At 41.6% G+C, this 11986-nt stretch carries 7 protein-coding genes; 4 read left to right on the top strand and 3 right to left on the bottom strand.

The window, feature by feature from the left end:
* Both H5202_RS12240 and H5202_RS12235 read right to left on the bottom strand, forming a co-directional pair.
* A partial coding sequence (locus tag H5202_RS12240) for an MFS transporter (protein ID WP_336244799.1) occupies positions 1 to 418 on the bottom strand: 418 nt, incomplete at its 3' end.
* A 165-nt stretch (positions 419 to 583) separates the two neighbouring features.
* On the bottom strand, positions 584 to 2218 hold the full coding sequence (locus H5202_RS12235; RefSeq protein ID WP_182772321.1) for an alpha-glucosidase family protein: 1635 nt from the start codon (positions 2216 to 2218) through the stop codon (positions 584 to 586).
* Between the two features lie 504 nt (positions 2219 to 2722).
* Between H5202_RS12235 and H5202_RS12230 the strand changes: the two genes are divergently transcribed.
* The 4 genes from H5202_RS12230 to H5202_RS12215 all read left to right on the top strand — a co-directional run bounded on the left by H5202_RS12230 (position 2723) and on the right by H5202_RS12215 (position 11152).
* Positions 2723 to 5443, top strand: coding sequence for a TonB-dependent receptor (locus H5202_RS12230; RefSeq protein ID WP_182772320.1), 2721 nt, complete (start codon positions 2723 to 2725; stop codon positions 5441 to 5443).
* Positions 5444 to 5559: 116 nt separating this feature from the next.
* Positions 5560 to 7083, top strand: coding sequence for a tryptophan halogenase family protein (locus H5202_RS12225; protein ID WP_182772319.1), 1524 nt, complete (start codon positions 5560 to 5562; stop codon positions 7081 to 7083).
* 68 nt (positions 7084 to 7151) lie between these two features.
* Positions 7152 to 9071 carry a glycoside hydrolase family 13 protein gene (locus tag H5202_RS12220; protein WP_182772318.1) on the top strand — a complete coding sequence of 640 codons (1920 nt, stop codon included), beginning with the start codon at positions 7152 to 7154 and terminating at the stop codon, positions 9069 to 9071.
* A gap of 50 nt (positions 9072 to 9121) precedes the next feature.
* Positions 9122 to 11152, top strand: coding sequence for an alpha-amylase family glycosyl hydrolase (locus H5202_RS12215; protein ID WP_182772317.1), 2031 nt, complete (start codon positions 9122 to 9124; stop codon positions 11150 to 11152).
* A 447-nt stretch (positions 11153 to 11599) separates the two neighbouring features.
* Here the strand turns inward: H5202_RS12215 and H5202_RS12210 are convergent, their stop codons facing one another.
* Complete coding sequence (locus H5202_RS12210) at positions 11600 to 11842, bottom strand: YecH family metal-binding protein (protein WP_182772316.1); 243 nt, start codon at positions 11840 to 11842, stop codon at positions 11600 to 11602.
* Between the last annotated feature and the right edge of the window lie 144 nt (positions 11843 to 11986).

The raw sequence follows: 11986 nt of genomic DNA, 5'->3' as shown, positions 1-11986 counted from the left end.
CATTGACATAAGGGTTTGCAGCCACTTGTAAAATGGTGATCCCAGACGCTAGTACAAACAGTGCACCTAGAAATAATCCGTATGTTGCAAACTCAGCAGCAGGGTAAAATAACAAACAACCGATACAAGCAATAACAAGCCCTGTTACGATGCCTTTTTGATAACCTAATTTTTTGACTAACTTACCCGCTGGCAATGAGACTAAAAAGTATGCCCCAAAGAAACAAAATTGGATCAACATCGCTTCGGTGTAATTAAGCGAGAACACCGCTTTTAAATGTGGAATGAGAATATCATTTAAACAGGTAATAAACCCCCACATGAAAAACAGTGAAGTTAATGACACAAGTGCAAAGCGATAACTACCGCTGCCTCCGGTCACTGTTGTTTGTTGAGTACTTTGCATTGATGAAGCCATAGTGTGGTCTCTTCTTGTTAATTATTATTATGTCGCTGTTTTATAAATTTATAATGGCGGCCGTATAGCATTTAAAGTTTGATACATTAATTTTTATATTGTCTCTCTACCGAAAACTAATAGATCAAAAAAGCTGAAATACTGTCGTATTTCAGCTTAGTCACTCTACTTAGCAAGCAAACCATAGAAACTAGCAAAACTTGGTAACGCAATGGTCGCTGGATGCTGTTTATCTTGCGCGCCACTGAGTAAACCATGGCCATCTATAATAGAAGATAAATGTAACGCTTTTAGGTCAAAGGTTTGTTGCTTTGCTGACAAGTTAAACAGGACTAACATTTGTTGTTGATCTTGACTGCGGATGAACGCTAATACATCAGGATGGCTATCAATAAACTGTATATCACCTTCAATCAGGATATGTTGCTGTTTACGCCACTGTAAAAAATGACGATAACTGTTCAGTATTGAATCTTGATCGGCTTCTTGCACATCTACAGCACTGTTATTGTGTAACGGATCTATTGGTAGCCAAGGTGTTGCCTCACTAAAACCTGCATTAGGTGCCTCTTTTACCCAAGGCATTGGCGTGCGACATCCGTCACGGCCTTTAAACATTGGCCAAAATGCTATGCCGAAGGGGTCTTGTAATTGACTGAACTCAATCGGTGCTTCAGTTAAGCCTAATTCTTCGCCCTGATAACTACACACACTACCACGCAATGAAAACAACATCGCATTGAGCATTTTTACCATTGTTGGGTTAGCGATCTCTTTACCCCAACGTGATGCGACACGCTTCACATCATGATTGCCGATAGCCCAACATGGCCAACCATCACCAATACTGGCTTCCAGTTCTTCAACGGTTTGGCGAATATAAGCCGCGCTAAAATCATCGGTCAATAACTCAAAACTGTATGCCATGTGTAAACGGTCATCGCCTTGAGTGTATTCAGCCATAGTGGCAAGTGAGTCTTCTGACGATACTTCACCTAAAGTCACTGCTCCTGGATAGCGATTTATCAGGGCACGTAATTCTTCAATAAAACCCACAGTTTGTGGGCGAGTATTATTGTAGTGATGGTATTGATAAGCATAAGGATTGTCTTCACTGAAGCCACGACCTTGACGTTTATCTTTTGGTTTAGCGGGGTTATCACGTAATTGTTCATCGTGATAACAAAATGTAATCGCATCTAGACGGAAACCATCAACGCCTTTTTTAAGCCAAAATTCAACATTATCGAGCACAGCTTGACGAACCTGCGGACAATGGAAATTAACATCAGGCTGACTTTTAAGAAAATTATGTAAGTAGTATTGCTGACGGCGTGGTTCCCATTCCCAAGCACAGCCACCAAAAATAGCGAGCCAATTGTTAGGCGCACTGCCATCATCTTTTGGGTCGGCCCATACATACCAATCAGCTTTATCATTATCACGACTTTGACGACTTTGCTCGAACCAATCATGCTGATCTGAGGTATGACTGAGTACTTGGTCAATCACCACTTTTATATTTAGTTGATGGGCTTTCTCAATAAGTTGGTCAAAGTCGGCCATGGTGCCAAACAACGGATCAATTTCAAGATAGTCACTAATGTCGTAACCAAAGTCTTTCATTGGTGATTTGAAAAAAGGCGAAATCCAAATTGCATCAACATTTAAACTGGCAATATAATCAAGTTTAGCAATGATGCCCTGCAAGTCGCCGACACCGTCACCATTAGAATCCATTAAACTGCGTGGATAGATTTGATATATCACTCCACCGCGCCACCAGGTTACCTGATCCATTGCTTCCCCTTAGAATTAAGCTAACCCCAAAACACCTATGAGTTACCTTGATGTTGCGGCTGGGTAACAGCTCGCTGTTGTTTTTCATTACCCCGAGGATACGTGAATAAGGAAATCAGGTTCAATACACCTGCATACGTATGCAAAGAATTAATTGATCTATCACACATATTAAAAATAACAAAAAGCACATAAATACAACAACCTAACCAGTATAAGCAGTATCCATTAGTTGTTTCATAATTGTAAAATTCAGCCACTAAATAGCCACTAATAACGTTGAATACGTATGCATAATATTGTCGGCAAAACTGTACTGGGAGTAGTATCGTCACTGTTGTGCAACAATTTGGTCATAACTTCGGCACTTATGCAGTCACTTATAAAGTTAATTAAGCATGCTGAAGAAAAAACACAATAAAGACTGTAACCAAAATTCAAAAGGACACTAACACTCGACCTGGACTTCAAGTTGTTAAGTATCCACTTAAAGGGGAAAGATGAATGTTGCTATTTAAACCGAGCCTACTTACGCTAGCGTTAGTTGCTGCAGGTGCAAGCATGAGTGCTTACGCTGCGGATGACGTTAATACTACGGAAACTGCCGAAGAAAATATTGAAGTGATTCAAGTCACTGGTATTCGTCGCAGTTTACAAGAATCACAATCACTAAAAATGTCTTCCTCATCCATTGTTGAAGCTATTTCTGCAGAAGACATTGGTAAATTACCTGATGTCAGTATTGCAGAGTCACTTGCTCGCCTACCCGGTATTGCAGCGCAACGCCTTGACGGTCGCGCTAACGTCATATCAATTCGAGGTTTAGGGCCTGATTTCACTACTGCGACATTAAACGGCCGTGAACAAGCCTCGGTTAACGATAACCGTGGTGTCGAGTTTGACCAATACCCTTCTGAATTATTAAATCGTGTAGTGGTATATAAAACCCCTGATGCTTCTGTAATGGCTCAAGCCATCGGCGGCACCGTTGATATGCAAACAATTAGCCCGCTGACCCATGGTGAGCAAACTATTGCCATGTCGCTTCGTGGCGAAATGAACGACTTAGGTTCACTTAACAGTGGCTCAAGTGACACCGGTTATCGTGGCAGCATTTCATACATCGACCAGTTTGCAGACGACACTATCGGTATTGCTTTAGGTTATGCCCGCATGATGTCACCAAACCAAGAAGAACGCTGGCAGGCATGGGGTTACCCAGAAAATGAAGCCGGTGATAGTGTTTTAGGTGGCGCAAAACCATTTGTTCGTTCAAGCGAATTAGAACGCGACGGTGTATTAGCTGTATTTGAATACGCACCTAACGACCAATTCACTTCAGTTGTTGATGTGTATTACACCAAATTTACTGATGACCAACGTTTACGCGGTATCGAAATTCCTGCTGCTTGGGGTACTAACGGTGGTGTAACAGCAACTAAAACAGAAAATGGTTTAGTGACTGAAGGTACCATTAATGGCGCTGAAGTCGTCATCCGTAACGATGTTAACAAGCGTGATGCTGAATCACTGTCAATTGGTTGGAACAACAAGTTCACAATCAATGACAATTGGCGCGTTGAAGCAGATATCGCTTTATCAAAAGCTGAACGTACCGATATTGGTATGGAAAGTTATAGCGGTACAGGCCGTGGCACCGGTGTTGGCGCGGTTGATGACCTAGGTTTTGCATATAATGGTGAAGGTGGTTACAACTTCACTCATGATCTTAATTATGCAGATCCAAACCTAATTAAATTAGGCGACCCACTGGGTTGGGGAAGCCCGCTTGGTGCCAATACTCAAGATGGTTTTATTAACAAACCCGAAATTGATGATGAATTAACATCATTCCGCTTAAGTGCTGAATATGTGTTTGATGAAGGCGCTGTGCGCAGCGTTGAGTTTGGTGTTAACCGCACTAATCGCGATAAAAGTAAGTTAGACAAAGGTTATTACCTAACGTTGGCGGGTTATGACGGTACAGATAACTACTTAGAATCTGTGCCTGAACAGTATTTGTTATCACCAACCTCACTCGACTTTTTCGGCATGGGCGACGTACTCAGTTACGATTCGTTAGCCTTTTACAATGCGGGCGGCTATACCGAAACTGACGTTGCAGATGTCGATTTATCACGTGCAACCAACTCTTGGTCTGTATCAGAAGAAGTGTCAACGGCCTATGTTAAAGCCAACTTAGAGTCAGAACTATTTGGTTTACCTTTGATAGGTAATATTGGCTTGCAAGCCGTCTATACAGATCAAAGTTCAGACGGCACTGCAGCTAAAGTTGAAAATAATATTGTTGAGTTACTTCCTCGTACCGCAGGCGATACATATCTTGAATGGTTACCAAGTATTAACTTAGGTTTTGAAGTTGCCGATGGCCAAATGCTACGTTTAGCCGCTGCGCGTACATTAACCCGTGCGCGTATGGATAAAATGAATGCTAACGTCAATTATAGTTACAGCCAAAATCCTAATGATGGTGTTAACTGGTCTGGTAACTCGGGTAACCCCCAACTTCGACCTTGGTTAGCGCGTCAATATGACATTAGCTATGAAAACTACTTTAGTGATCAAGGTTATTTTTCCTTAGCTGTATTCTATAAAGACCTAGAAACCTATGTTTTTAACGACGACTCTACTTTAGACTTCAGCACGTTTTTACCGCAAAACCCAGGTGACAACCCGATTGGTAGTATCAGCCAACCTCAAAACGGTAATGGCGGTTATGTTCGTGGTATTGAAGCCTCAGTTTCTCTAGATTTCGGTACATTTGCGGATTCGCTTGATGGTTTTGGTACTATTTTAAGTGGTTCGTACAACGAAAGTGAAGTGAAAGAAACCGCTGACAGTGAACCTCAACAACTTGAAGGTCTTTCTAAAAAAACCTTCAACGCAACTGTTTACTACGAAAACGCCGGTTTTGAAGCGCGTATTAGCTCACGCTATCGTAGTGACTTCTTAGGTGAAGTTACCGCAATCAGTTTGACTCGTGTCAACGTAAACGTGAAAGCTGAAACAGTTGTTGATGCCCAAATTGGTTATGACTTTACTGAAAGTGGTATCGATGCCCTATATGGTTTATCGGTACAGTTCCAAGTGAACAACTTAACCAACGAGCCATTTACATCTTACACTGGTGAAGATGCACGTCACGTGCGTGATTATCAAAACTACGGTCGTAACTTTATGTTAGGCGCAAACTACAAGTTCTAATAGGCTTATAGAATGTACTAAACCGACAAAAAAGCCTCTGTAACCTATTACAGGGGCTTTTTTATTTTATCGGATTCAGTAAAAATAAATCAAAAATAGTTAAAAAGGCGATAACAATGGATCAAACAATAATAAAAAACATTGTCATTGTAGGCGGCGGAACGTCGGGCTGGATGACCGCTGCGATGTTAGCCAAGTTGTTTAAAACACAACTTAACATCACCCTTATTGAGTCTGATACCATCGGCACTATAGGTGTGGGTGAAGCCACCATTCCGCCCCTGCAGATATTTAACAGCGTATTGGGCATCAGCGAGAAAGACTTTATTAAAGCGACCCAAGCAACCTACAAATTGGGCATCGAGTTTGAAAACTGGCACCAACAAGGCGATGCTTACATGCACGCTTTTGGCAATATTGGTCGTGACTTAGGCTTTATCTCGTTTCATCATTATTGGCTCAGCGCACAAGCTCATTGTGGCCAACAAAATCAAAGTACGTTTAGCGCTAAAGATTTCTGGCAATACTCGCTTAATTATCAGGCTGCTAAACACAATAAATTCCAACCTATTCAAACGATTGCTCAAGCGCAGATGAGTGGTATCACCCATGCCTACCATTTTGATGCCAGTTTGTATGCCAACTTACTACGCCAATACAGCATACAACGTGGAGTTGTTCGGGTTGAAGGCACTATAACCAGTACTAAACTCTCCAATGATGGCTCGATAGACAGTGTCACGTTACTAAATGGTGACTGCATTAATGGTGACTTATTTATTGATTGTTCGGGTTTTTCTGCTTTATTGATTGAAAAAGCATTAGGGGTGGAATACGAAAACTGGCAGCATTGGCTACCCTGTGACAGCGCATATGCCGTGCCTTGTGAAAGCACCTCACCTGTCATTCCTTACACTAAAGCAACCGCTCATGATGCTGGTTGGCAATGGCGTATTCCACTGCAACATCGCACTGGCAATGGCATTGTGTATAGCAGTAAACATATGAGCGATGAGCAAGCTAAGCAGCATTTATTAGCCCACCTAGACGGAAAACCGCTAGCCGAGCCGCGTAAAATTAACTTCACCACTGGCAGGCGAGTCAAGCAATGGCATAAAAACTGTGTTGCTATTGGGTTATCGAGCGGATTTTTAGAACCGTTAGAGTCCACCAGCTTACATTTAGTCCAATCGGCGATAATTCGTTTAACCAAATTATTTCCCCGAAACGGCATTCAATCGCACCAAATTGATGAATTTAATCGCCAATCACAAACCGAGTTTGAACAAATCCGCGACTTTATTATTTTGCATTATCATCTTAATGCAAAACAATCTGCCGACGGTGAACACGGTTTATGGCAGCAATGTCGCGACATGGACATCCCTGAAAGCTTGCAACGAAAAATCGATTTATTTATATCCACTGCAACGGTTTTCAGGCATCAAGATGAACTCTTTACCGAAGCGGCCTGGATCCAGGTCATGTTAGGGCAAGGCATTATTCCTGCAGATTATCATCCACTGACCCAAGCGGTCACCCAAGTCGATTTAACTGACTACTTAACTAATATCCGTAAGGTCATTGCCAGCACGGTGAAGCAAATGCCGACCCATGAAACCTATATCGAAAAAATTTAAGTATTTGATAAAAAGTAATAATGCGTTAACAAAATAAAAATAAATTACATAAAACAGGACTAGTAATCATGTCATCAAATTACTCACACCCAACGCCCCTAGACCAACATCGCATCAGCAAGCTCGCATCACGTTTAGTATTAGGCTGTGCGCTCAGTGTCAGCGCCATGTCGGTGAATGCCGCACTTAACGTCGAGCCCATGTCATGGTGGGCGGGTATGCAACAACCTACGTTACAACTATTGATTGCTGGCGATAACATTCGTGACACCCAAGTGAAATTAATCAAGGCTCAAGGTGTCACGCTCAGCAGCGTTGATAAAACCGACAGTAACGACCATTTATTCGTTAATTTGGACTTAAGCCAAGCTAAACCACAACAACTTACTTTGGGTCTATATAAAGACGACCAATTAGTTGATCAATTTGATTATGAGCTGCAAACCCGTCAAAAAGGTTCACGCGATCGCCAAGGCTTTAGTAATAAAGATGTGATTTACTTAATCACTCCAGATCGTTTTGTTAACGGTAATCCCGACAATGATAACCACCCAGACATGCTTGAAAAAGCCGATAGAAGCTTTGATGGCGGCCGCCATGGTGGTGATATTATGGGGATCCGCAAAGCTCTGCCCTACTTGCATGATTTAGGTGTCACTCAATTGTGGATTAATCCATTGCTTGAAAATAACCAACAAAAATATTCTTACCACGGTTATTCCACCACAGATTTTTATAAAATAGACCCTCGTTTTGGTAGCAATCAAGAATACCAAGCCTTGGTAGAAGAAGCGCAAACCTTTGGCATTGGCATCATCCAAGATGTGATTGTTAATCACATGGGCTCTGGTCATAAATGGATGAACAGCATGCCGAGTAACACTTGGATTAACGGCCAATCCCGTTGGGCGAACGATTCAACTGATGTCAATTACTCAAGCCATAGACGCACTACAGTACAAGATCCTTATTCAGTGAATGCAGACTCGGTCGATTTTAGTGATGGATGGTTTGACGTCACTATGCCAGATCTCAATCAGCGCGATCCACACATGGCAACATACTTAATCCAAAATAGCATTTGGTGGGTTGAATACGCGGGGCTGAGCGGTATTCGTGAAGATACTTACTCTTATGCTGACAAAGATTTTCTAACAGCATGGTCAAAAGCCATTATGGATGAATACCCGCATTTTAATATTGTTGGTGAAGAATGGAGTAGTAACCCAGTGACGGTAAGCTACTGGCAAGCTGGTAAGGTAAATGCAGATGGTTATCAATCTTTTGCACCGAGCATGATGGATTTCCCCTTGTATGACACTCTTATAGCAAGCTTAACCAAAGAGGAAAATTGGGGCGCTGGATTTATCGATCTTTACCAAATGTTGGCTAACGATGTGGTGTATGCCAATCCAAGTCAGTTAGTGTTATTTGAAGGTAATCACGACACCAACCGTATTTACAGTTTAATGAAAAACGACATTGCACTGTACAAAATGGCCATGGCTTATGTACTGACCAGCAACCGAATCCCACAAATATTTTACGGCTCAGAAATAGTCATGCAAAGTCCTACACAAGACCGTAACGACGGTGCTGTACGCGCAGATTTTCCTGGAGGCTGGCCACAAGACAGTGTCAATGTGTTTACGGGTAAAGGGTTGAATGCACAACAAACCGAAGCACTTACCTTCGTACGTACATTATTAAATTACCGTAAAAACTCATTAGCGATTCAACAAGGTAAGTTGCAACACTTTGTGCCAAAAGACGGTATTTATGTCCAAAGCCGTCATCAGGGCAATGAAACCTTACTGATCATTTACAATAAAAACAGCCAAGCCATGGAGCTTGATTTACAACGTTTCAAACCTGCGATTAATGACAACACTACTGGCGTTGATATTATCAACAAACAAACGTACTCATTATCTAAGCCGCTTACGTTATCCAATAAAGGTGTCACGATTCTTAAACTGAGCCATTGATTTTTATCACTGATATTTTGATCCGTTATTTGAAATTAAGAAGTGGTTCTATGTTCTTCAATAGAATCACTCTCATAAAAACAATAAAAGAGAGACTCATGCGCCCCATCAATAAACCGTTAGTCAGCCAACTTCGCCTACCTTCACCGACCTCAAACGCATTGGTACTAGCCTGTATACTGGGGTTAGGATTAAGCGCTTGCCAACCCAATACCGTTGAACAAACTGATACTGCGGTAAAAAACGATAACGAAAACGTATCAGTTACTCAAACAAGTCAAACTGCTGCAACAGGCAAACCGGTGGTATATCAAGTATTCACTCGTCTGTATGGCAACACCAATACTACCAACAAAGCTTGGGGCACTATTGCCGAAAATGGCGTAGGCAAATTCAGTGGTTTTACCGATGTGGCATTACAAGATATAAAATCATTAGGCACCACTCACGTTTGGTATACCGGCGTACCACATCATGCGTTGGTCAATGACTATACGGCTTATGACATTGGTAATGATGATCCTGATGTCGTCAAAGGCCGTGCGGGTTCACCTTATGCGGTAAAAGATTATTACAACGTCAATCCAGATTTAGCGGATAATCCAGCGACTCGATTGGCAGAATTCGAAGCCTTAATCGGCCGAACCCATGCCAATGGTATGCAGGTGATTATCGACATAGTGCCTAATCATGTCGCGCGCAATTATCATTCTATTTCAGCGCCCAAAGGCGAGTCAGACTTTGGTGCTAACGACGATAAAACTAACACCTATAGTAGACACAACAATTTCTATTATGTAGTCGGTCAAGACTTTCAAGTCCCACAAGCATCGGATGGTTATCTGCCATTAGGCGGCGAAACACATCCCCTCATCGACGCAAAGTTTGCCGAGTCACCGGCAAAATGGACCGGCAATGGCTCACGTTTAGCCAAGCCCGATGCCAACGATTGGTACGAAACCGTTAAAATAAACTACGGAGTAAAACCCGATGGCAGCTATGACTTCCCTGCACTGCCTAATGATTATACAAATAAAACCGCAGCCGAACATTTAGCCTTTTGGCAAGCACAAGCGGCCGATGACATTCCAGATTCATGGCGTAAGTTTGAGCACATCGCGCAATATTGGCTAGCCAAAGGCGTAGATGGTTTTCGCTACGACATGGCTGAAATGGTACCAGTAGAGTTTTGGAGCTACCTCAATAGCCACATCAAGCACACCAACCCAAATGCGTTTATTCTGGCTGAGGTGTATAACCCCGATTTATACCGCGATTATATTCATTTAGGTAAAATGGATTACTTGTACGACAAAGTCGATTTATATGACACCTTAAAAGCCATAATTCAAGGTAAGGCCAGTACAGCTGCCATTGCCACAGTTCAAGCCAAAGTCAGCGACATCGATCAGCACATGCTGCATTTTTTAGAAAACCACGACGAACAACGAATCAACACAGCCGAATTTGCTCGAAATCCGTTTAATGCACTGCCAGCGATGGTTGTCTCTACAACGTTAAGTCGCTCTCCCACCTTACTGTATTTTGGTCAAGATGTAGGTGAATCAGGCGCTGAAAATGCAGGCTTTGGACAACCGACTCGCACCAGTATTTTTGATTATGTTGGCGTACCAGCTCATCAACGCTGGATGAACGACGGCAAGTTTGATGGCGGACAATCCACAATCGATGAAAAGACATTACGTGCTTATTATCAAACACTGCTTAACTTAAGCCACACAGCAACTGCACTAAGCGGTGAATATAGGGAACTCGATACTCTACAGCGCCAAAATAAGGTTGTGGGTTATGACGACAGCGTCTTTGCTTTTAGTCGTTTTAGTGATACTCAGCAATTGATTATTGTCAGTAACTTTAGTCAAGTCCAGGGCAAACAATTTACCCTTGAGTTACCAAGTTCACTAATACAAGCTTGGCATCTTTTGGGAAATGCAAAACTGACAGATTTACTGAAAAACACTCAACTCAATCAACAACTCATATTGAATAAAGATGGCAGTGCTAGTGTTAACATTGAACTATCCCCTTTACAGTCTGTCATTCTTGGAGTAAATAAATAATATATTCAAGAGCAACTTAAGAGATATTATCACGGCTCTATAGATAATAACCCGTTGCTGTAAATGCTTTAAATATGATAAAAGCATGACTATCAATCGAAATTAATGCATTAGACCTCGCTAGATAAAGCTAGGTCTAAGCTACAATTTGTTGATGTAAATGATTAAGGGTTGAAGGCTTTTTTTGCAACACATTGTTGGTTTATAGCGTAAACAGTGAGTGACAAAAAAGAAGCTTTACGGTGATGTTAACCTATATAAAAAGCCGATAATCGAGTAGATATAGCCAATAAACGCTGTCGGAATAGTTCGTCTGAAAGTACTTTACTCTTTGTTGAGCGATTCTTTATTAAGCGAGTGCTGCTTAGATTACTAGTCAATAATCCACTCGCCTCGATTAAAGTGCTTTTATTTAAAAAAAATTTAACCAGCTAAGTTCAACAAACCCTAGTGATTACAGATTTTATCTTTAGCGGTTGTAATGCCACCTTCGCTTGGGATGAACTTTCCTTTGCCTTCTAAAAACTCAATCAACATCTCAGCATCCATCTCGGTTGCTGAACAAGTATGATAACGAGTCTCTGCGCCAAACTCATTATGCATCATGGTTTTAAGATCATGCTTTGTTAACGCAGAGCCATGGGTTAGCATCATTTCCATCACTTTATGGCCGTGAACTGATTCTGACATTGTATTTCCAATTAAAGGTGTAATTTATTTGTACTTTATAACGTATTTTTTAGTTATAAATACCGATCTCACACACAAGATTTGAAAAATAATATTCTTGGTGGCTATATTAAAATTGATACGCCGCTAACACTCACTTTATCG

Source organism: Shewanella sp. SG41-4, assembly GCF_014164505.1.
Lineage (GTDB): Bacteria > Pseudomonadota > Gammaproteobacteria > Enterobacterales > Shewanellaceae > Shewanella.
Note: the sequence above shows the minus strand (reverse complement) of the source record. Positions and strands in the feature narration are given on the sequence as shown.

Coding starts and splice junctions, on each gene's coding strand:
- H5202_RS12235 (WP_182772321.1), bottom strand. CDS start 2,218: ATGGATCAGGTAACCTGGTGGCGCGGTGGAGTGATATATCAAATCTAT.
- H5202_RS12230 (WP_182772320.1), top strand. CDS start 2,723: ATGTTGCTATTTAAACCGAGCCTACTTACGCTAGCGTTAGTTGCTGCA.
- H5202_RS12225 (WP_182772319.1), top strand. CDS start 5,560: ATGGATCAAACAATAATAAAAAACATTGTCATTGTAGGCGGCGGAACG.
- H5202_RS12220 (WP_182772318.1), top strand. CDS start 7,152: ATGTCATCAAATTACTCACACCCAACGCCCCTAGACCAACATCGCATC.
- H5202_RS12215 (WP_182772317.1), top strand. CDS start 9,122: ATGTTCTTCAATAGAATCACTCTCATAAAAACAATAAAAGAGAGACTC.
- H5202_RS12210 (WP_182772316.1), bottom strand. CDS start 11,842: ATGTCAGAATCAGTTCACGGCCATAAAGTGATGGAAATGATGCTAACC.